General features: G+C 70.1%; 21 protein-coding genes. 9 read left to right on the top strand and 12 right to left on the bottom strand.

The genetic code is table 11. The annotated features are described in order from the left end of the window. Positions 1 to 69 precede the first annotated feature (69 nt). Entirely contained in the window at positions 70 to 210 is a 141-nt protein-coding gene (locus tag FNH24_RS31605) for a DLW-39 family protein (RefSeq protein WP_161606320.1), read from the bottom strand. A gap of 296 nt (positions 211 to 506) precedes the next feature. Here FNH24_RS31605 and FNH24_RS26150 point away from each other — a divergent pair, with 296 nt between their 5' ends. The 6 genes from FNH24_RS26150 (at position 507) to FNH24_RS26125 (ending at position 7,513) form a co-directional block, all read left to right on the top strand. Beyond that, positions 507 to 1,130: a hypothetical protein gene (locus FNH24_RS26150; protein ID WP_152365186.1), complete on the top strand. Its 624-nt coding sequence runs from the start codon at positions 507 to 509 to the stop codon at positions 1,128 to 1,130. Between the two features lie 97 nt (positions 1,131 to 1,227). Continuing rightward, positions 1,228 to 2,466: a sensor histidine kinase gene (locus tag FNH24_RS26145; RefSeq protein WP_152365185.1), complete on the top strand. Its 1,239-nt coding sequence runs from the start codon at positions 1,228 to 1,230 to the stop codon at positions 2,464 to 2,466. 54 nt (positions 2,467 to 2,520) lie between these two features. Beyond that, positions 2,521 to 3,180: a response regulator gene (locus FNH24_RS26140; protein ID WP_152365184.1), complete on the top strand. Its 660-nt coding sequence runs from the start codon at positions 2,521 to 2,523 to the stop codon at positions 3,178 to 3,180. A 106-nt stretch (positions 3,181 to 3,286) separates the two neighbouring features. Next, positions 3,287 to 4,060 (top strand): ABC transporter ATP-binding protein, encoded by a 774-nt coding sequence (locus tag FNH24_RS26135; RefSeq protein WP_425486914.1) that lies wholly within the window; start codon positions 3,287 to 3,289, stop codon positions 4,058 to 4,060. After that, a complete protein-coding gene (locus FNH24_RS26130; RefSeq protein WP_152365182.1) occupies positions 4,061 to 6,544 on the top strand; it encodes an ABC transporter permease in 2,484 nt (827 codons plus the stop codon). 183 nt (positions 6,545 to 6,727) lie between these two features. After that, a complete protein-coding gene (locus tag FNH24_RS26125) occupies positions 6,728 to 7,513 on the top strand; it encodes a nucleotidyltransferase domain-containing protein (protein ID WP_152365181.1) in 786 nt (261 codons plus the stop codon). Here FNH24_RS26125 and FNH24_RS26120 read toward each other — a convergent pair whose 3' ends face one another. From FNH24_RS26120 to FNH24_RS26100, 5 genes are all read right to left on the bottom strand, one after another. Then, positions 7,514 to 7,960 (bottom strand): group II truncated hemoglobin, encoded by a 447-nt coding sequence (locus FNH24_RS26120; RefSeq protein ID WP_152365180.1) that lies wholly within the window; start codon positions 7,958 to 7,960, stop codon positions 7,514 to 7,516. A 108-nt stretch (positions 7,961 to 8,068) separates the two neighbouring features. Then, the gene (locus tag FNH24_RS32510) at positions 8,069 to 10,921 is read right to left on the bottom strand and encodes a helix-turn-helix transcriptional regulator (protein ID WP_152365179.1); all 2,853 of its coding nucleotides are present in this window, start codon (positions 10,919 to 10,921) and stop codon (positions 8,069 to 8,071) included. 71 nt (positions 10,922 to 10,992) lie between these two features. After that, on the bottom strand, positions 10,993 to 11,271 hold the full coding sequence (locus tag FNH24_RS26110) for a hypothetical protein (RefSeq protein ID WP_152365178.1): 279 nt from the start codon (positions 11,269 to 11,271) through the stop codon (positions 10,993 to 10,995). Positions 11,272 to 11,342: 71 nt separating this feature from the next. Beyond that, the gene (locus tag FNH24_RS26105; protein WP_217428548.1) at positions 11,343 to 11,936 is read right to left on the bottom strand and encodes an SRPBCC domain-containing protein; all 594 of its coding nucleotides are present in this window, start codon (positions 11,934 to 11,936) and stop codon (positions 11,343 to 11,345) included. Next, positions 11,933 to 12,244, bottom strand: coding sequence for an ArsR/SmtB family transcription factor (locus FNH24_RS26100; RefSeq protein ID WP_217428547.1), 312 nt, complete (start codon positions 12,242 to 12,244; stop codon positions 11,933 to 11,935). The genes FNH24_RS26105 and FNH24_RS26100 overlap by 4 nt, the downstream gene beginning before the upstream one ends. Before the next feature lie 56 nt (positions 12,245 to 12,300). Between FNH24_RS26100 and FNH24_RS26095 the strand changes: the two genes are divergently transcribed. Continuing rightward, positions 12,301 to 12,912 (top strand): SRPBCC domain-containing protein, encoded by a 612-nt coding sequence (locus tag FNH24_RS26095; RefSeq protein ID WP_217428546.1) that lies wholly within the window; start codon positions 12,301 to 12,303, stop codon positions 12,910 to 12,912. 99 nt (positions 12,913 to 13,011) lie between these two features. Here the strand turns inward: FNH24_RS26095 and FNH24_RS26090 are convergent, their stop codons facing one another. The 5 genes from FNH24_RS26090 to FNH24_RS26070 form a co-directional block, all read right to left on the bottom strand. Next, a complete protein-coding gene (locus FNH24_RS26090; RefSeq protein WP_152365177.1) occupies positions 13,012 to 13,983 on the bottom strand; it encodes a CPBP family intramembrane glutamic endopeptidase in 972 nt (323 codons plus the stop codon). 166 nt (positions 13,984 to 14,149) lie between these two features. Continuing rightward, complete coding sequence (locus FNH24_RS26085) at positions 14,150 to 14,413, bottom strand: hypothetical protein (protein WP_152365176.1); 264 nt, start codon at positions 14,411 to 14,413, stop codon at positions 14,150 to 14,152. Between the two features lie 144 nt (positions 14,414 to 14,557). Beyond that, the gene (locus FNH24_RS26080; protein ID WP_152365175.1) at positions 14,558 to 15,385 is read right to left on the bottom strand and encodes a phytanoyl-CoA dioxygenase family protein; all 828 of its coding nucleotides are present in this window, start codon (positions 15,383 to 15,385) and stop codon (positions 14,558 to 14,560) included. A 97-nt stretch (positions 15,386 to 15,482) separates the two neighbouring features. Next, positions 15,483 to 16,478 (bottom strand): Gfo/Idh/MocA family protein, encoded by a 996-nt coding sequence (locus FNH24_RS26075; RefSeq protein WP_152365174.1) that lies wholly within the window; start codon positions 16,476 to 16,478, stop codon positions 15,483 to 15,485. Then, positions 16,471 to 17,265, bottom strand: coding sequence for a ThuA domain-containing protein (locus FNH24_RS26070; protein ID WP_152365173.1), 795 nt, complete (start codon positions 17,263 to 17,265; stop codon positions 16,471 to 16,473). The genes FNH24_RS26075 and FNH24_RS26070 overlap by 8 nt, the downstream gene beginning before the upstream one ends. A 203-nt stretch (positions 17,266 to 17,468) precedes the next feature. Between FNH24_RS26070 and FNH24_RS26065 the strand changes: the two genes are divergently transcribed. Then, positions 17,469 to 18,497, top strand: a complete 1,029-nt coding sequence (locus FNH24_RS26065; RefSeq protein ID WP_152365172.1) for a LacI family DNA-binding transcriptional regulator — start codon at positions 17,469 to 17,471, stop codon at positions 18,495 to 18,497. A 129-nt stretch (positions 18,498 to 18,626) separates the two neighbouring features. Further along, the gene (locus FNH24_RS26060) at positions 18,627 to 19,673 is read left to right on the top strand and encodes an NAD(P)-dependent alcohol dehydrogenase (protein WP_152365171.1); all 1,047 of its coding nucleotides are present in this window, start codon (positions 18,627 to 18,629) and stop codon (positions 19,671 to 19,673) included. 62 nt (positions 19,674 to 19,735) lie between these two features. Here FNH24_RS26060 and FNH24_RS26055 read toward each other — a convergent pair whose 3' ends face one another. Then, positions 19,736 to 21,055 (bottom strand): family 43 glycosylhydrolase, encoded by a 1,320-nt coding sequence (locus tag FNH24_RS26055; RefSeq protein ID WP_152365170.1) that lies wholly within the window; start codon positions 21,053 to 21,055, stop codon positions 19,736 to 19,738. Positions 21,056 to 21,068: the final 13 nt, after the last annotated feature.

Raw genomic sequence — 21,068 nt, 5'->3', positions numbered from 1 at the left:
TTCATTGATATCACTGTCCAGTGATGTATTCAAGAACGAACAAGTCCCCGAGGAGAGCATCGGCTCGGCTCAGCGGTGAGAGCTGGGCACCGGGTCGGTCGCCTCGGCCCAGAGTTCGGCATCCGCCTGCAGCTGGAGGTTTCGTCGCCGGGCCGCGATGATGACCCCCGCCGCAACGGCGCCGACAACCAGTAAGACCTTCCATTTCACCTGGCCCACCCTAGTAGCGCGTCGCAGCTAAAGCGAACCGCTTCGCGACGCCCAGGCACGCACATCGCGGCGTTCTCCTCAGTCGATATATGACCCGATATTCCTTCCTCGTCGGCCTTGCGCTGCACGCACCTGGACGCCGCGAAACGGCCCGCTTCAGCCGCGACACGCTACTAGTGCCCCTCGCCAGGAACACCAGGGCGGGAACCCAACGGCCGATCCGGCCCCGAGCCGCGGGCCGGGGCTGACCGGCGGTGCGGGTCGGGAACCGGATCGGCCCGGTTTACCGTGTGGGCATGACTTGCGCACCGGTCGCCGCCGCAAGGTCGGGGTCTTCCGCCCGCCGGCGTCCACTCCCCCGACTGATCATCCCGGTGCTCGTCGCCGGCCTGTCACTCCTCGGTACGGCCTGTACGCCGTCCGACCCGGCGCCACCGCTGGCACCGCCGAGCGCCCCGGCCGGCTCGCCGGCCGCGAGCCAGACCCCCGGCGAGGACGACTTCACCTTCGAGGACGCGGCGGAGTTCGACGACGGGCTGACCATCGAGATCTCCGGCACCCCACTGGCCCGCCGCGCCGGCGACCACGAGAAGGGTGCCGAGTCGACCAACGGTGAGCTGGTGGTCGTCGCCGTCCTGATCACCAACACCGGCACCGAGCCGTTCGACGCCCAGGACGCCCTGATCACCCTGCAGTATCAGGGTGTCGAGGACGCGCCGTTGATCATCGACGACACCGGTGATCTGCGCGCCGGCTTCGGCGAACCGGTCCCACCGGACAGCGACGCGACGGCGACCCTCGGCTTCGCGGTGCCGTTCAGCGCCATCAAGTCGATCGCGGTCACCGTCGACCCGGGCGACGACCTCAACGAGCCGGTCACCTTCATCGGCCCGGCCGAGCGGGAGGACGAGGGCGGCTGATCCGACCCAGGACACGGCTGATCCGACTCAGGACACGGGCCGGATCGGACCGTGGACCGATGAACGGGCCGGGGGCACCTTCTAGTCTGGCCGGGTCATGACGTACCCAGGCCAGATGAGCACGGCTCCCGGCGGCCCACCGCCGGCGATCCGCGATCCGCACTGGGCCTTCGACTTCCTCTTCTGCGCCGCGCTGCAGGTGCTCTGCGTCGTCCCGTACCTGCTCGGGTACGAGGGGCTGACCAGCACCAACGGACTGCTCGCGGTGTCGCTCTCCTTCGCCCTGACCACCACCGTGATGATCCGGCGGCAGTTGCCGCGGCTCGCGGTGATCGCCGCGGCCGGGATCGCGTTGATCATGGCCGTCGCGCTGAGCGAGCCGGTGATGGCGATCATCGTGGTGCCGATCATCGTCTATTCGGCCGCCCGGTGGACCGAACGGCGCTGGGGCAGGATCTCGCTGGCCCTGGCCATGTTCGGGTCGATCGTCGGTCCGGTGCGCTGGGTGTTCCGTTACGGGTACGACCTCGACAAGAGCGCGCTGTTGGTCGTCACCGCGTTCGCCTGCGCCTCGATCACCGGCGGCGCCTACCTGCTCGGCCGGCGCCGCAACGAGTGGGCCGACAACGCCCGGCAGCGAGCCCAGGCCGAGTTGGAACGGCAACGGCTGTTGATCGCCGAGGAGGCGCAACGGGATCGCGCCGCGACGATGACCGAGCGGCAGCGGATCGCCCGCGAGCTGCACGACATCGTGGCCCACTCGCTGTCGGTGATCGTGGTCCAGGCCGAGGGCGGCAAGGCGATCGCGGCCAAACGGCCGGAGCGGGCGCCGGAGGTGCTCGGCACGATCGCCGAGACCAGTCGGCAGGCGCTGGCCGAGATGCGGCAGATGGTCCGGCTGCTCCGCGGCGAGGCGGAGGGATCCGATCCCGAATACGTGCCCACCCCCGGGCTGGATGATCTTGGTGACCTGGTCCGGCGGACCAGCGAGCTGGCCGAGTTCAACCAGTACGGGGACCGGCCGGTGGTCAACCAGGCGCTCGGCCTGACCGCGTACCGGATCGTGCAGGAGTCGCTGACCAACGTGCTCAAGCACGCCGGCCCGAACGCCCGGGCCTGGGTCCGGATCGCCTATCTGCCGGCCAGCATCGAGCTGGAGGTCTCCGACGACGGCCGCGGCGCCGCCGTGGTCGGTGACGGCCGCGGCAACGGGCTGCGTGGCATGTACGAGCGGGTCGCCGTGCACGGCGGTAGGCTCAGCGCACAACCGCGGCCCGGGGGCGGATTCGTCGTGCGGGCGTCCCTGCCGCTGGGTGGCGCCCAACCGACGCCGTAGGCCACGTCCGTTTCGACAGTGCGGCACACCGACCAGCCACAAGGAGTTCCCAGCGTGACCATCCGTGTCTTTCTCGTCGATGATCAAGCCCTGGTGCGGGGCGGGTTCCGGATGTTGATCGAGGCCGAAGATGATCTTGAGGTGGTCGGCGAGGCGTCCGACGGCGCCGACGGACTGGCCTCCCTGCAGCGGATCCGGGCCGACGTGGTGCTGATGGACATCCGGATGCCCCGGCTGGACGGCGTCGAGACCACCAAGCGGCTCGCGGCCAGCGGCAATCCGGCCAAGGTGCTGGTGCTGACCACGTTCGACCTGGACGAGTACGTCTTCGCCGCGCTCAAGGCCGGCGCCAGCGGCTTCCTGCTCAAGGACTCGCGGCCGGAGGACCTGCTGTCGGCGATCCGCAATGTCGCCGCCGGCGACGCCGTGGTGGCGCCGAGCGCGACGAAACGACTTCTTGATCATGTGGTGCCGAAGCTGCCCGGAACCCTGCCCGGCAAGACGGATGAGCGGCTCGAGGTGTTGACTGCCCGGGAGATCGAGGTGCTGAACGAGATCGCCGCCGGCGCCACCAACACCGAGATCGCGGGCAAGCTCTTCATGGCCGAGGGAACGGTGAAGACCCACATCGGCCGGCTGCTGTCGAAGCTGCAGATCCGGGACCGGGTCGGCCTCGTCCTGTTCGCGTACGAGGTCGGACTCGTCGACCGTTGAGCGGTCTCCGACCGGGGTCGTAGCCCGGTCCGGTCCGCGCTCCGATGTGTGGTTCCGGCGGGATTCCTAGGTTGTGACGTGCATCGTCATCCACCGAGGAGTTCGTTTGATGTCCACCGCAGCAGTGACCCAGGCCCCGGCCGATCCGGAGTTGTCCCGCGTGATCGCCTCGACGCTCAACCTGACCAAGGTGTACGGGTCCGGAGCGACCGCGGTCCGGGCGCTGGACGGGGTCAGTGTCAACATCCATCGCGGCACGTTCACCGCGATCATGGGACCGTCCGGCTCCGGCAAGTCGACCCTGATGCACTGCCTGGCCGGCCTCGATTCGATCACTTCGGGCCGGATCTTCCTCGGCGGCCACGAGATCAGCGGCCTCTCCGACCGGGAGCTGACCCGGCTGCGGCGGGACAAGGTGGGCTTCGTCTTCCAGTCGTTCAACCTACTGCCCGCGTTGACCGCGGCCGAGAACATCGTGCTGCCGCTGGACCTGGCCGGCCGCAAGCCGGACCATGATCATTTCTCGGCCGTGGTCGAGTCCCTCGGCCTGACCGACCGGCTGCAACACCGGCCGAGCGAGCTGTCCGGTGGCCAGCAGCAACGGGTCGCGATCGCCCGGGCGTTGATCACCCGGCCGGACGTCCTGTTCGCCGACGAGCCGACCGGAGCGCTGGACTCCAAGAACGGGCAGGCACTGCTGGCGGAGCTGCGCCGGGCCAGCCGGGAGCTCGGTCAGACGATCGTGATGGTGACCCACGACCCGATCGCCGCCAGCTACGCGAGCCGGGTGTTGATCTTGAACGACGGCCGGCTGAACGACGATCTCGATCATCCCGACGCCGAGGAGATCCTGGCGACGATGAAGGAGCTGGGACAGTAGATGCTGCGGCTTGCGTTGCGGGAGTTGCGGAACACTCCCGGCCGGATGGTGGCCGTGCTCGGCGCGATCGCCATCAGCGTCGGGTTCCTGTCCGCCTGTATGACCTTCCTGGAGACCGAACAGGCGGCGGTCGCCGCCGCGGCGACCCGGTCGCTGTCGACCAGCGACATCGTGGTCGACGCCGAACAGTCGCGACCCGAAGATCTCGCCGCCATCCGATCGGTCGCCGGCGTGGCGGCCGCGGATCCGATCTGGTCCGGCGGGCTGCAGTTCCGCGGCCCGGAGGGTTCCGGCCGGCTGGGCATCACCTCGGTCCCGGGCGAACCGGCCCTGCGCTGGGCCGACCTGACCGCCGGCGACTGGCCCCGGGGCGCCGACCAGATCGCGGTCGGCCAGTCCACCGCACAGCAGCACGGACTCGAGGTCGGCTCGGTGATCACCGTCTCCGATGAGTCGACCGGTGCCGATCACCCGCTGACCGTGTCCGGCATCGTCGACCAGTCCCGGTCGCTGTTCGCCGGCATCGACGACTCCGGCTACGTGACCCAGGCCTACTTCGAGCAGTCGACCGCGCAGGCGGCGCCCGGGCAGACCCTGGCCGATTGGGCGGTCCGCTATCTGATCATCACCGCCCCCGGCGCCGATCAGGGTCAGGTGCTGGACGGGCTGCGTTCGGCGCTGCCGACGACCGCCGTGGTCGCCGCGTCCGAGGAGGTGGCCCAGCAGACCCTGCTCGGCCTGTCCGGCGGCGTGGACACGTACGGCATCCTGCTGCAGGGCTTCGGTGCCGTGGCCCTGCTGGTCGGCGGGATCATGATCGCCAACACGTTCGCGATCTTGATCGCGCAGCGGCGGCGGCAGATCGGACTGCTGCGAGCCGTCGGCGCGACCGGCGGCGACGTCCGGCGGATGGTGCTGGCCGAGGCCTTCCTGGTCGGCGTGGTGGGCGCGGCGATCGGGATCGGGCTCGGCATCGGGCTGGCCACGATCGGCGCGGCCCTGTCCGGCTCGATCAGCAACGGGCTGGCCCTGCCCTGGGTCCGGCTGGCCCTGGCCGCGGCGGTCGGCGTGATCGTCACCGTCGTCGCCGCGAGCGTGCCCGCCGCCCGGTCGAGCCGGATCACTCCGCTGGAGGCGTTGCGACCGGTCGATGATCACCGGGTGGAGCGGCGGCGGACCATGATCATCGGGCTGCTGGCGCTGGGCCTGATGCTGGCCGGCTCCGGCGTGATCTGGCTGGCCCTGAGCCAGCCGAGCGGGGTGTTGCTGCCGGCGATCGCGGGCGCGTTCCTGTTCGCCGTCGGCATCATCGCGGCCGCGCCGGTCTATGTCCCGCTGCTGGTCCGCGGGTTCGGCCTGGTGTTGCGCCGGTTCGGCCCGGTCAGCCGGGTCGCCGCCGCCAACACGGCACGCCATCCCGGCCGTGCCGCCGCGACCTGTGCCGCGCTGATGATCGCGGTCGGGCTGGTGGTGACGCTGCAGGTCGGTGCGGCCAGCGTGAAGGCGACCACGGACGTCGACGCGCAGCAGCGCTATCCGGTCGACGTGACCGTCTCCGCCGGCTCCGAGCCGCTGCCGGGTGATCTTGCTCCGGCGCTGGCCCGGGTGCCCGGGATCGGGGCGACGACGGAGATCCGCCAGGTCCGGGCCGCGCTCGCCGAGTCGGACGGCACCGAATTCACGATCGCTGGCCTGGCCGATGACGCCGACTCCGTGGTCCGGGAAGGGCTGGACCGGCTGGATGCCGCCGACGTCGCGCTGATCGGCCCGTACACGGCGCGGATCCTCGGGCTCACCGACGGTCAACAGGTCACGGTGACCACGGGCGGAAGCGAGGCGACCTACCGGCTCCGGTTCAGCCGGGTCCCGGAGGACTTCGCGCTCGTGGTCCGCGGCTCGACGTTGGCGGCGCTGGCGCCGAAGGCCCCGGTCGCGGCGGTCTGGGCGTCCGCCGTCGACCGGTCCGCCGCCCAGGCGGTCTCGGCCGCGGTGGTCGCCGTGGTCGATCAGCGCCCCGGGCTCCAGATCGGCGGCTCGCTGGCCCAGGCCGCGCAGATGGGTCAGTTGATCGACGCGCTGCTGGCCGGTGCGACGGCGCTGCTCGGCGTGGCGATCGTGATCGCGCTGATCGGGGTCGGCAACACCCTCGGCCTGTCGGTGATCGAGCGGCAACGCGAGTCGGCCCTGCTCCGGGCGCTCGGCCTGGAGCGGCGACAACTGCGCCGGATGCTCGCCATCGAGGCGATCGTGCTGGCCCTGGTCGCCGTGATCGTCGGGATCGCCGCCGGGATCGGCTTCGGCTTCCTCGGCACCACCGCCCTGGCCCGCGACGCCGGGATGTCCGACACCGTGCTCGCCGTGTCGGCCCCGCAGACCGCGGTCGTGGTCATCGTCGCCCTCCTGGCCGGCGGCGTGGCCTCGATCCTCCCCGGCCTCCGCGCCGCCCGAGTCCCACCCGCCGCCGCCCTCGCCCAAGCCACCTAACCCCCGCCGACCCGTCACTTATGCGCCGGTGGAGCCTGTCGAAGGGCGGCGTGTCCGTGCACAAGTGACGGCTCGGTGAAAGCCGGCGGGCTTGTTGAGTGGACGGATCCCGGCCTCCCGGCACGGAGGCCGGGACCCGTGACTCCGTGGCCGGCCGGAGCCGGACGACACTAGGCTCGGCGGGTGCCGCTGCCAGCTCCCGTCGATGCCGTGACCCGGTGTTTCCTGACCGAGGTCGACCGGCGGCTTCCCGGGCGACTGGGCGGGCTGTTCCTGCACGGCTCACTCTGCTGGGGTGAATTCTTCCCGGGCAGCGACATCGACTTCCTGGCGGTCTGGGACCGGCTGCCGACCGGTGCCGACCTCGACCTGCTGCGGGCGGCGCATGAGAGCACCCGGGCCCGGCACCCGGACCGCGTCTTCGATGGGCTGCACGGCACCGCCGCGGATCTGGCCGGCTCACCGGCCCTGATCGACCACCGGCCGGCCTTCTTCCAGGGCACCTTCGATCCGGCCGGCGGGGCCGGTCTCAGCCTGGTCACCTGGCACGAGTTGGCCGAGCGCGCAGTGACGATCCGCGGAGAGCTCCCGCCGGTGCACACGGACCGGCCGGCGCTGCTCGCGTACACCCGCGGCAATCTGGACAGCTACTGGCGCGGGGCCATCGCCCAGGTCGAGGACGCCGGCTTCGACCGGCTCGGGCGCAACGAGAGCGCGGTCTCCTGGATCGCGCTCGGCGTGGCCCGACTGCATCACCTGCTCACCCGTCGGGTCATGACCTCGAAGAGCGGAGCCGGCCGTTACCTGCTGGAGCTCGATCAACGCTGGGCCGAGATCGCTCGGGAAGCGTTACGGATCCGCGAGCGGCCCGACACCCCGAGCGGGTACGACGACCCCGGGCGACGAGGGCAGGACACCTACGACCTGCTGACCTGGATGGTCGAGGACGGCGTCGGCCGCCGACCCTGATCAGGGCAGCGGGCCGTCCCAGGACCAGCGCGGGATGGTCAGTCCGTCCGGCACGTCCGCCTTCGACCCGTGAAACCGGGCCATCGACGTGTTCGTGGCCCAGGCGAAGTAGTCGTGCAGCACCCGGCGCAGTCGTTCGTCCGTGATCCCGGCATCGCCCAGCGCCTCGTCGAAGCAGGCGATCGCCCGGCGGTCCATCTCGTCGTGCGGCCCGTTGCCGCTGTGGATCCGGGCCACGGTCGACTCGTCGCCGTACTGCTCGCTGTAGGTCGCCGGGCCGCCGAGCGCCTCGGCCCAGTAGGCCGCGAGCCGTTCGGTGTGGTCGGGCCGGAACCCGTGGCTGAAGGCGTGCTCCACCACCTCGTCGGCCAGCACCCGCTGATGCCAGGCATGAGCTAGTCGGACCACTCCGTCATGGCCGCCCATCGCCTCGTAGACCGTACTCATCCCCGCAGGATCACACATCGCCGAAGCGGCGTCGAGACGTCACTTGTGCACCGACACGCCGCCCTTCGACAGGCTCAGGACAGGCTCCACCGGTGCACAAGTGGCGGGTCAGCGGGTGTGGTGGTGGGCCAGGGCGGCGGCCTCGCCGCGGTTCGTGACGCCGAACTTGGTCAGGATGTTGGAGACGTGCACGCTCGCGGTCTTGGTGCTGATCACCAGTTCGCGGGCGATTTCGCCGTTGGTCCGGCCCTGGGCGACCAGGGTCAGCACCTCGCGTTCGCGGGGGGTGAGGCTGCTCAGCGGGCCGGCCGGATCGGGCGCCGCGGCGACCGGTTCCGGGGCTTCGAGCGCGACCCCGGCCCGGCCGGCCAAGTCCCGCAGCGGTACGGAGAGCCGGGTGGCACCCAGGTGGTCGGCCGCGGCCAGCGCCGTCGTGATCACCCCGGCCACCTCATGATCATGATCATGGTCGGCGATCAGCCGTTCGGCGAACCGGAGCCCGGCGTAGGGCCGGATCGTCGCCTGGCCACCGCAGGATTCCGTGTCCTGCCAGGCCGTCCGCCAGGCCTCGGTGGTGCCGGCCAGCTCGGCCTCGATGGTCGGCGTCCAGTGCCGGCCCAGTGTGGTCCGGACCGAGTGGGCCAGGTGCCGGCGGATCGCGGCGGTCCGCTCCCCTTCGCCGCCGTCCAGCAGCCGGGCGGCACGGGCCGCGGCCGCGAGCGGCTCGAACACCATGCTGGCATGCAGCCGATCCCAGTTCTGGAACAGGAACTGCGCTCCGCCCCAGGCCCGTTCCGGATCGTCGCGCCACAGGCCGAGCCAGATCTCCAGCCCGATCGCCATGATCGCGTACTGCGGCGACGGGACGTCGTTGATGATCAGCGAGCGGTATTCGATCAGGATCTGTTCGGCGCCGTCGAGGTCACCGGTCCACAGCGACACCCAGCCGCGGAGCAGCCGGAGGTGGGCGCCGTGCTTGGCCGGCGGATCCAGCCGGAGCGCCTGATCGATCAGCCGCTGCGCTTCCGGCCAGTCGCCGAGCGCGAGCAGGGCCACCGCCGCGTTGCCGGCCAGCATCACGCCCATGGTCCGGTCCAGGCCGAGCGGCTCGGCCGCCTCCAGTCCCGCCCGGGCGGTCGCCACGGCGGCGGTGAAGCGGCCGGCCCAGTATTGGGCGTCGGACAGGTTGACGAAGTATCTGATCATGGAATCCGCGTCGCCCTGGGACAACGGCTCGGCCCGGCGCAGCTCGGCCAGCCCCGCCTCCTCGTCGCCCAGGGCCACCATCACCGACCCGGCCCAGTTCCGGCCCGAGGCCTCCAGCCGGCGCGAACCGAGCGCGATCCCGGTCTCGATCAGTTCCCGCGATCGCCGCAGCGCCTCCGCGGCCCGGCCCTGCTCCAACATCAGGCAGACCGACAGCCGCTCCAGCACCTCGGCGCGCACCTCGGTCGGCGGGTCGGCCGGCAACAGGGCCAGGGCCCGCTCGGCGTCGATCACCGCCCCGGACCGCATCAGGGTGGTCAGCTGCCGACTCCGGTAGATCAGCCGCTCGGCCAGCCTTTCATGATCATCGGGAGCGGTCTCGGCCACCGATTCCTTGATCAACGCGAGGGCCCGTTCGGGGTCGATCGCGGCCCGGGCCGCCTCGGCCGCCCGCTGCAGCACCTCGGCCCGCGGGCCGGCGAAGCCCGCCGGGTCCGGCACCCGATCCCACAACTCGAGCACCCGCTCGTACATCAGCAGCGAGTCGTGCGCGGCGACGTCGTCACTGCGCGCCGCCCGGTACGCCCAGCGGAAGGCCTGGTGTTGTTCGTGCGCCTCGAACCAGTGCCGGGCCAGCTCCCGCGCCCGGACCAGCTCCGACAGCCGCGGCAACTCCTCGATCACCGTCGCGTAGCGGCCGTGCAGCCGGGCCCGCTGGCCGGGCAGGATGTCCTCGTTCACCGTCTCCTGCAACAGCGCGTGCCCGAACACGTAGCCGGTGGCGTCGACCCGCAGCACCTGGGCGTCGATCGCCTCGCGCAGTCGATGATCAAGGTCGGCCGCACCGGTCTCCTGGCCGGCGACGGCCTCCAGGATGTCGTGATCAACTCGCTGGCCGGCGACCGCCAGCACCCGCAGCAGTGACTGCGTTTCCTCCGACAGGCCCTGGATCCGGACGCTGAGGGCGTCCCGCAGATTGTCCGGCAGGCAGTCGCGGCAGTCGACCGCGGCCCGGGCCAGCTCCTCGATGAAGTAGGGCACGCCCTCGCTGCGCGCGGTGATCACGTCGATCATGGACGAGGAGGGTTCGCGGCCGATCAGATCGGTCAGCAGCTCGACGGTCTCGGGCCGGTTCAGCCGGGGCAGGTCGATCCGGCGCAGCTGTGGCAGCCGGGCCAGCTCGGCCAGGAACGGCCGGACCGGATGGCGCCGGGTCAGCTCGTCGCTGCGGTAGGTCATGATGATCATCACCGGCGAATCGGTCAGCGCCCGGGCGACGAAGTTGAGCAGCTGCCGGGTCGGCTGGTCGGCCCAGTGCAGGTCCTCGATGATCAGGATCAGCGGCCGGTCCCGACTGGCCCGCTCGATCACCTGGGTCACCGCTTCGTACAGCTGCAGCCGCATCGTGTCGGTGGCCTCCGGCGCCGGCACCAGGTCGGGCAGCACGGCCGACAGGCCGACCCGCGCCGCCCCGGCCCAGTCGAGCACCCGGCCGGCGCTGTAGGTATCGATCAGGCCGCGCAGCAGCCGGCTGACCGGGGCATAGGCCAGGCCTTCGAGCGGGAGACATTCGCCGAGCTCGACCGTTGCCGGCCGGTCGATCGCCTCCCGCCCGAAGGCCTGCACCAGGGTGGTCTTGCCGCCGCCCGCGTCACCGCCGATCAGCACCAGCCGACTGTTGCCGGCGGCGGCGATGTCCAGCGTGCGGTGCAGCTCCGCCAGTTGCGGAGCCCGCCCGACCATCAGCTTCGGCATGCTATGGCCGAATCTCGAGCCGCGGGCCGTGGTCACCCGTCCATCGTGTCACCATGACGCACCCGCTCGGCTCAGAGGCTGTTGATCCGGCCCGCCCCGACCGGCACGCGGACGGTCGAAGCCGAAGCCGAGTCCGCGTCCGTCAGGGTTTCGGCCGGCGCGTCCACCGGCGCGTGCGGGTCCAGCGGAGCCGGCTGCTGCGAGCCGAGCAGGCGCCGCTGCAGCTTGATCCGGGCCTTCTGGGCCTGACGAGCCAGCCGAGCCAGCCGGTTGTTCTGCGCCTCGGCGATCAGTTCGGCATGGTGCTGCCGGACCTCGTAGTTGATGAAGTAGTCGTTGATGAGGCTCATCGGAGTGCCTTCCACATCGTTTCTTTCTCGATGTGTCCAGATTCGTCCTAAGACCCCGGTCGGCACATGAGTCAACTGCCCGATCTTCGCCACTGAGGGACCGCCGGGAGGCGCCTAAGGTACCTAAGGCACCTCCGGAACGGTTCCGTCAGCTCTGTTCTCCTCTGACCGCAGGGCGGCGGCGAACCGGCGGCCCGGGGCGGATCGACGCCGAACCGTTCCGCATAGCGCTCGTGCAGCTCGGCCCACGACTCGTGCGCCAGATCCTCGGAGACGGGGTGGCCGGCGAGCAGCGGCTCGAGCCGAGACAGGTAGCTGGCCCAGCCGGTCGCGATCTGCGCCGCCAGGTCCCGGTTGTCGAAGACGTGGGTGAAGACCAGCCGGCAGCCGTCATCCTCGGCGGTCAGCTCGAAGCGGTACGAGTCGCCGGCGAAGACCCAGGCCAGCAGCCGGGGCGGCTCGACCTCGGTCACCTCGCCGGTCATGCCAAGGGCCTGCAGGACCTCGCCGGCCTCGGGCAACCAGTCGACCGTGGCGGGAAACCAGTGCCCGAGCTCGGTCGGATCGCTGACGGCCCGCCAGACCCGTTCGATCGGATGCGCCAACAGGCGCTCGAACACCAGGGCCGATCGCCCGTCGATCGTGCCCAGGGTGCCGTCGGTCATGGGTTCTCCTTCAGGTGTTGCTCCAGCGCGTCGAGGCGGCCGGCCCAGTAGGCACGATACGGCTCCAGCCATTGGTCGACCTCGGCCAGCGGCTCGGGGCGGAGCGCGTACAGCCGGCGCTTGCCCTCCGCGCGGACGGCGACCAGCCCGGCTTCGCGCAGCACCTTGAGGTGCTTGGACACGCCGGGCTGGCTGAGGTCGAGGTGGTCGACCAGGTCGCCCGCTGATCGCTCGCCGCCGCGCAGCAGGTCGAGGATCTGCCGGCGGTGTGGTTCGGCCAGGGCGGCGTAGGCGCTCACGTACCTCATATTGCCAGATGGTCATATGACTTCTAGCATGGGGGCCCAATCCCCCACTCGGGCTGATGAAGGAGCTGACCTTGACCGAGATCGCCAGCCAGGACACGACCCTGCAGGCCATCGAGCGGACGATGGGCGACCGCGAGATCGCGCAGGGTCCGGCCCGCGCCGCGACGCTGCGGCGCCGCTACCAGGCGCCGATCGCCGAGGTCTGGTCCGCGATCACGACCGCGGACCGGATCGACCGGTTCTTCCTGCCGGTCACCATCGACACCGAGGACGGCAGCTACGCATTCCAGGGGCAGGCCAGCGGCAGGATCCTCGCCTGCGACGCGCCGAACCTGGTGCGAGTCGAGTGGCTGCCGCCGGACCGCGGCGAGGCCGATCAGGTCGAGCTGCGGCTGACCGCCGACGGCCCGGCTGCGACCTGGCTGGAGCTCGAGCACGCCTCCGTCGCCGACGTCTTCCATACCGACCTCAGCGGCGACAAGTTCAGCCCGGCGATCGGCTGGGAGGGTCCGCTGCACTTCCTCGGCGAGCATCTGCGTGGAGCCCTGCCGGACCGGCCGAGCCTGGAGTGGTACGTCTTCGACGAGGCGGAGGAAATGCGGCTGGCCAAGCTCCGCGCGCCGGAGTGGGCCAAGGCCGAGGCCGCATACGCCGCCGCCGACCACTGATCCTGCCGTGACCGGCGACCCCCGACCAGGATCCGCCGGAACCGTTCCACCGAACGGTTTCCGGATCTTCCTGCACGTGTTGATCAACACGGCGGCGATCTAACCCGTGGGCGTGAGCGCCGGCCCGGTGCGCCGAGTGGCCCACCAGACGATGGCGGTGAAGATGATCACGACCAGCGTCGGGATCAGTTGGATCGGCGAGCCGGCCCCGGCGGAACGGTCGAGCAGCGCGGCTCCGAGGTCGATCCGCAGCAACGGCGCCGCCAACAGACTGGCGGTGTTGAGGACCGCATGGATCACCACCGCGATCTCCAACCCACCGGTGCGCCAGGTGATCAGCGCCAGACAGGTCCAGAGCACGAAATACCAGCTGATCAGATATGGGTCGGTAGCGCCGTGCGCCGCGGTGAACAGTGCGCTGGACACGAGCACGCCGGCGACCAGGCCGGCTCGGGCACTGCGGGCCCAGCCGCCGATCACCCGAAACATCAGCCCGCGCACCCCGTACTCCTCCCCCGTCGTCTGCAACGGGGTGAGCAGGAGCGTGCCCAGGAAGATCCCGACCAGATCGAGCTGCGACCAGGGCACCTCGGCGGCCGGGGCCAGCAATCCGAACGCGTTGGCGATCAACCAGACGGGACCGAGGACGACGAGCGCCTTACCGAACAACTCGAACCGGAACCGTGAGATCACCGAGTGCAACGAGGCGGCCGGGACACCGTAGAGCACCCGCTGGATGATCATGCTCCAGGGGATCAGGAGACCCAGGGCGACCATCGAGCCGGCGTGGGCCAGCTGGGTGTAGTCGGTGCCGCCGAAGATCGGCGGTGTCCGACCCTGGGCAAGATCGATCAGTCCGAGGGGCCGCCCGATGAGTTGCGGGAAGCCGAGGAAGCCGACCAGCAGCAACAGGATGGCCAGGATGCCCCGGCCGACCCGTCGCTTCTCGCCGGCCAGGACCCGGTGGTACTCGACTCCGGCGGGCACCGCGGCCGGACGGATCGGTTCACTGCGACCAACCAGCCAGTTCGTCCTGGTCGCCGCCGCCGAGCCCGCGCTCTCGGTCGTCACGTTAAGTACCCCTCAAACGACTAGTACAGTGTGTTAGTACGAGACTAACACACTGTGTTAGACGATCGACGAGGTTCGATCACCCGGGAGGACGTGCGTGCCCGACGTGGAGAAGCGTCGGGCGGTGGCCCGACGCTCCCCAGGTCGCTCAGCCTTGACCCACCGCTCAGGCGCCGTGGCTCCGGCCGGCGCCAACCAGCTGCCGCGCTTCGGAAGACGGCTCCCGCTCCGGCTCGCGTACGGCCGGTTCGGTGACCGGAGCGGACACCGGGGTCTGCGGCCGGCGCAGGGCGGAGCGCAGCCGGCGCAGCCAGCCGGTCCGGGTCGACCGGGCCAGCCGGGCCAGTCGGTCGCTCTCGGCCTCGGCGATCAGGTCGGCGCGGCGCTGCTGCACGGCGGTGTTGACGAAGTAGTCGCTGTTGAGGCTCATCGGAGTGCCCTTCCCATCGTGTCTTTCTCGATGGTTAAAGCCTCGTTCTAAGACCCCGACCGGCACATGGGGCAACTGCCTCATCTTCGCCGCCGGCGACCCGGGTCGGCGGGTCTGAGGTACCTAAGGCCCCACCTAGGACGGTCAGTGGAAGCCGCGGAAGTGGCTGTCTTCCTCGCCGCACGGGCCGCCCCAGGCGTTGGTCTCGCGGGTCACCGGGTTGCCGTCGAAATCCATCATGTGCGGCAGATACCAGCCGCCGATGTGGGTGGCGCTGACCGGCATGTAGTGGCTGATGAAGGAGCGGCGCCATTCGTCCTCGGTCGAGTTCGGCTGCGAGCCGTGGATCACGCTGCCGGTGAAGAACAGCATGTCGCCCGGCGCCAGATCCAGCCCGACCGGCTCGTGCCCTTCCGGCGGCCGCACGTAGTCGTCGACGAAGCTCTCCGACAGGTCGGCGTGGTCGGGGCACTCCAGATCCATCCGGTGGGTGCCGGGACAGACCTGCAGGCCGCCGTTCTCCGGGTACGAGCGATCCACGGCGAGCCAGGCCGCGACGCAGGTGTACGGCTGCACCAGCAGGTAGTAGTTGTCCTGGTGGAACGCCTGACCGCGGGCACCGGGCGGCTTGAAGTAGAACATCGTCTGGCAGCCGACGATCTCCTCGCCCATCAGCTGCCGCAGGATCCGCTGCACCCGCCGGTCCAGGTAGACGTCGACGTTGGCCGGGTCGATCTCGTGCGGATGCATCACCCGCGGGTAGCGGCCGAGCGCGTCGGTCGCCGCGCTGTCGTACGCCCAATGGCCCTCGATCGGCTCCCGGCGCTCCGCCATCCGGTCGAACCGGTCCCGGATCGCGGCGACCTCCTCGGCCGCGAACAACCCGCGGGCGACATGGAAGCCGTCGGAGTCCCAGGCCCGGAACTCGTCGTCGGTCAGGGGCAGTGCCCGCTCGGACTCAACCTGCGTCATACCCCGATTGTCCCCGCGCTGCACTCGTCCCAACCATGGACGATCCCGCCACGCCACCTAGAACATCCGCTGGAACGGACGGCACCCGTCCTGCTGATCACGCGGCGGGCTGCAGCGACACGGTGGCATCCAGCCGGCTGGAGCGGACCGCCGCCTCGACCATGGCGACGCTGTTGATGTTGGTCCGGGCCTCGCTCTGCGGCGTCGATCCGGTCCGCAGGGCCTGGACGAACTCGGCCAGGCTGCCGGCGATCCCCTCCGGCTCGTCGCCCACCTCGGCCGCGAGTTCCGTGCCGTCCGCGGTCTCGGCGACCGGTTCGTGATCACCGTCCCAGATCGCGGTGCCGGCGGCGGTGCTCGCCCGCCAGCGACCGTTCCAGGAGGTCTCCAGGCCGGGGGCGCACCAGCTGCCGACGAAGCTGAACACCGCGCCGTTCTCGAACTCGAAGGTGGCCTCGGCCGCCGCGTTGCCGGCGTACCAGCTCCAGGACGGATTGAACGACCGGCAACGCACCGACACCGGCTCGGCGCCGATCAGCTTGCGGGCCAGATCGAACTGGTGGATCGCCATGTCGATCAGCAGCGGCTCGTCCATCTGATCGCGGAACCCACCGAAGTGAGGCGCCTTGAAGAACTCGCAACTGAGCTGCTCCACTCGACCGAGCTCGGCCAGCTGCCGCTCGAAGGCGTAGAGGGTACGGACGTAGCGCCGGGACTGGGACACCATCAGCAGCCGGTCCGCCGCGGCGGCGGTGTCGATCATGGACCGGCACTCGGCGACCGACTCGGCCAGCGGCTTCTCGCACAGCACGGCCAGGCCGCGGTCCAGCGCCTTCTCCGACGTCGCCCGGTGCGCATCCGGGGTGGTGACGTTGATCAACGCGTCGGCATCGGTCCGGTCGAGCAGCTCGGTCAGCGAGCGGGCGATCTCGATCCCCGTGAATCCATGGTCGGCCGCGGCCGCTTCGGCGGTGGCCAGGTCGAGGTCGGCCAGCCCGACGAGCTCGACGTCGGGGTTGGCGGCGAGGTTGCGCAGCCAGCCCTTGCCCATCCCGCCGGCGCCGACCTGGATCAGCCGGATCTGATCAGCCATCGGCCCCCACCTCGGGGGATTCGGACTTGATCGCCCCGGTGTAGCCGTGGCCGTGGAAGAAGTCGTCGGTCTCGTAGCGGAGCAGGATCGGCGCCTTCCGCTGCACCTCCGGATGGGCCCACTGGACGCCGTTGGCGATCACTTGGCGGACGTCGTGGTGGTGATAGACGGGATAGTCCTGATCACCGGGCGAGAAGAAGAAGATCTTGCCGTGGCCGCGGCGGAACGTGCAGCCGGACCGGAACACCTCGCCGCCGGTGAAGGAGGAGATGAAGATCAACTCGTCCGGGGTCGGGATGTCGAAGAACTCGCCGTACATCTCCTGCTGCTCGATGATGATCGGGTTCGGCACGCCCTGGGCGATCGGGTGGGTCGGGTTGACGGTCCAGACCAGCTCCCGGTCCTGCTCGCTGCGCCAGCGCAGGGTGCAGGTGGTGCCCATCAGCTTGCCGAAGATCTTGGACCAGTGACCGGAGTGCAGCACCAGCAGGCCGAGCCCGGACAGGACGTGCTGGTGCACCCGCTCGACCACCGTGTCCGACACCTCACCGTGCGCCGCGTGACCCCACCAGACCAGCACGTCGGTGTTGGCCAGCACCTCCTCGGTCAGACCATGATCGGGTTCGTCCAGGGTGGTGGTGCTCACCTGCGCCCGGTCGCCGAGCAACTCGCTGATCCCCTCGGCGATCGTGGTGTGCATCCCGTTCGGGTAGATCTCCCGGACGTGCGGCTCGACCTGCTCGTGCCGGTTCTCGCCCCAGACGAGGACCCGAATCGGTGACGTCATACGTGCTGCTCCCCTGTCGTCGTGGTCTTGATCATGTCATCGCGCCAACGCGATCCCGGCGGCGACCACCTCGGCCCGACAGCCAGGACCTGGACGGGATTTAAGCGCTTAACTAGTGCGTAGGGTCGATACTGCAACGACGAGTTCGACACTGTCAAGGATCGGCAGCGGCCGTGGAATCGGAGCGGAGAGGACGGGAACGGATGGTCACCATGCGGGATGTCGCGGACCGGGCCGGCGTGTCCATCGCCACGGTCTCCTTCGTGGTCAACGACACCAAGCCGGTCTCGGCCGGCACCCGGCAGCGGATCGAGCAGGCCATGGCCGACCTCGGTTTCCGCCGCAACGCCGTCGCCCGGGCACTGGCCAGTCGTCGCACCCACATCCTGGCCATGGCCTATCCGGCGCTGGACCACGACCTGAGCTCGTCCTCGCTCGAGTTCTTCACCAGCGCGGCCGCGACCGCGGCCAAGCTTGATCATCACCTGGTGCTCTGGCCGGTCAGCAACGACGCCGCCGAGCTGACCGAACTGCTCGGCCAGGGTCTGGTCGACGGGGTGCTGCTGATGGAGGTGCAGCTGGACGACCCGCGGGTGGCCGCGCTGACCGATTCCCGGGTGCCGTTCGCCCTGATCGGCCGGACCGCCGACCCGGCGCCGTTCGTGCACGTCGACATCGACTTCGAGGCCACCATCCGGGACGCCCTGACCCATCTGCACGAGCTCGGGCATCGCCGGATCGTGCTCGTCTCCGGCGACCGGACCGATCCGTCCATGATCGACTACGGGCCCTACGTGCGGGCCGAGGAGGCGTTCGCCGGCCAGGCGGAGAGCCGCGGGATCCAGCCGACCATCCTGCGTTGCGGACCGACGGCCGCCGCCGGCCGGGAGCTGGCCGGCCGCCTGCTGGATGATCAGCCGGACACCACCGGAGTGTTGATCATGAAGGAGTACGCCTCGCTCGGCCTGGTCTCCGAGCTCCGCCGGCGCGGCCGGGACATCCCCGGCGACATCTCCGTCCTCCCGCTCGTCGCCTCCAAAGAGCTGCCGGCCCTGAGCGACCCGGAGCTCACGATCATGCGCTCCCCCGGCCCCGAGCTCGGTCGGCTCGGCGTCCAAGCGCTGATCCAGGTGATCGAGGGGCACGAGCCCCCGCCACCCCAACTGATCCCCTGCCACCTCGAACTCGCCGCCTCCACCGGGCCCGCCCTCGCTGCTGGTTCCGTTCCCTGACGGTCCGTCTGGCTTGCCCTTCGACAGGCTCAGGGGACGGAACAAGCAGCGTCAAGGCAGCCGTACGATCTCAGGGGTGGACGAGGATCCGCCGGACGGGTCCAGAACACCTCACTTCAGGAGCTTCCGATGTCTGTTGCCACCGCCTACACCGCCGCCGCGGCCGATGCTCCGCTCGAGCCGGGCACGATCGAGCGTCGCGAGGTCGGGCCGAAGGATGTGTTGATCGAGATCGCCTGGGCCGGGATCTGTCATTCCGACATCCACACGGTCCGCGGTGAATGGGGCGCGGTGCCGTATCCGTTGACGGTCGGTCACGAGATCGTCGGGATCGTCACCGAGGTCGGGGCCGAGGTCACCCGGCACCGGGCGGGCGACCGGGTCGGCGTCGGCTGCATGGTCAACTCGTGCCGCGAGTGCGCAAACTGCCAGGCCGGCCAGGAACAGTACTGCCTGAACGGAAACGTGGGCACCTACGGCGCCCGCGACCGGGACGGAACGATCACCCAGGGCGGCTATTCCAGCCACGTCGTCGTCGACGAGGACTTCGTGCTGCGGGTGCCCGAGGCGATCCCGTTCGAGAAGGCCGCCCCGCTGCTCTGCGCCGGGATCACCACCTATTCGCCGTTGCGGCACTGGGGTGCCGGTCCCGGCAAGAACGTCGCAGTCGTCGGCCTCGGCGGGCTCGGGCACATGGGCGTCAAGATCGCCCACGCGCTCGGCGCGGAGGTCACGGTCCTGTCGCAAAGCCTGCGCAAGAAAGACGACGGGCTCGCGTTGGGCGCGGACCACTACTACGCCACCAGCGATCCGGCCACCTTCGAGAAGCTGGCGAACTCGTTCGATCTGATCCTCAACACGGTCAGCGCACCGCTCGACACCGGCGCCTTCCTGGGGATGCTTGCGCTGGACGCGACCATGATCAATGTCGGCGCCCCGCCCGAGCCGCTGCCGATCCAGGTGTTCTCCCTGTTCAACAACCGTCGCTCCTTCGCCGGATCATCGATCGGCGGCATCCGGGAGACGCAGGAGATGCTCGACTTCTGTGCCGAGCACGGCATCGCCCCCGAGGTCGAGCTCATCGCGGCCGATCAGATCAACGAGGCCTGGGACCGGGTGCTCGCCTCCGACGTCCGCTTCCGGTTCGTGATCGACAGCTCCACCCTCCCCCGCTGACCTGTCAGAACTGAGTTGCCTCCTGGGGCAACTCAGTTCTGACAAGTCGGCTGAAGGTCGGGTCAGGCGACTTCGAGGTGGTCGATCTCGGCCCAGCGGGATTGGTGGGTCAGCCGGATCGTGTTGGCGCCGGCGTTGAGACGTACGTCGACCGCGACCTCGGTCCAGTTCTCCCAACCACGGTTGGGATAGCTCACGGTGACCGGGGCTCCGCCGTTGATCGACAACGCATGCTCAGCGTCACCGAACCCGGCGGCATAGAAGATGTGCAGCGTGTAGTCACCGGTGGTCGGCACGTGCACGGTGTTCTGCACCCAGGAGGTCGGGTTGTCGATCTTGGCCACCACCTCGCCCTGCGACGCGCTCGAGGTGGCCCGGACGACGCAGTCGTTCAACGTCCCCCGCTCGGCCTCGTAGCGGACCCGGGAGCCGCGGACCACCGGATTGCCGCCGAACCAGCCGACCTCGGCCGTGTACATCCCGCGACCGCCGGCCGCGAGGTGACCGTGGAACCAGATCCGGTTGCCGATCACGTCCTGGCCGCCCGGTCCGTTCACCGCTCCGTCGACCGTCTCGGTGGTGATCAACGGTCGGAACGCCCGGCCGTAACTGCCGCGCAGGGTGGCCGATCGGGCATAGCTGGTGTGGTAGGTCCCCTGTGAGTAGACCCCGGCGGAGAAGAAGAGGACATAGCCCTCGGGACGCTTGACCAGCGTCGGCGCCTCGATCACTCCTTGATCACTCGGGGCGCTGTTGCGCAGCAGCTCGGTCCGGCCGCCGATGAAGCCGATCCCGGTCGCGTCGACCTCCTGCAGCCACAGGATCGAAGGCTGGCTGACCGCGTTGCCGTCGTTCTTGTACAGCAGGTAACGCTTCCCGTCGCTGTCGACGAAACTGGACGGGTCGATGTCGCCGCCCTCGCCGGCGTTGCAGACCAGTGGGGTGTTCTCGCTGGTGGGGATGAACGGGCCATTCGGCGTCGCCGCGGTGGCCGCGCCGAGGCACATCCGGCCGTTGGCGTCGTGCCTGGCGGTGAAGTACATCAGCCAACTGCCGTCCGGGCGGCGGGAGACGTCCGGCGCCCAGAAGCCGTGGTTGTCCCGGGCCCAGGCCGGCTTGTGATCAAGCGCGTCACCGACGACCGTCCACGGCCCGGTCGGGCTCGGCGCGGAGGCGTGCGGGACGGTGCCGATGCCGCCGGCACTGGTGGAGTACGCGTGCCAGGTGTTGCCGTCGGCGACGATGTCGGGGTCGGGGAAGTCACGGTTGATCTGGATCTGCGGTGCGACGGTTCCGGCGGCGAAGGCCGGGGTGGCGGGCAGGGTGGTGAGCGCCAGGCACAGTGCGGCGCCAGCGGCAACGATGGCGGTACGGATTCGCATGATCATCTCCTCG

The organism is Microlunatus speluncae (assembly GCF_009299835.1).
In the GTDB taxonomy this organism is placed as follows: Bacteria; Actinomycetota; Actinomycetes; order Propionibacteriales; family Propionibacteriaceae; genus Microlunatus; species Microlunatus speluncae.
Note: the sequence above shows the minus strand (reverse complement) of the source record. Positions and strands in the feature narration are given on the sequence as shown.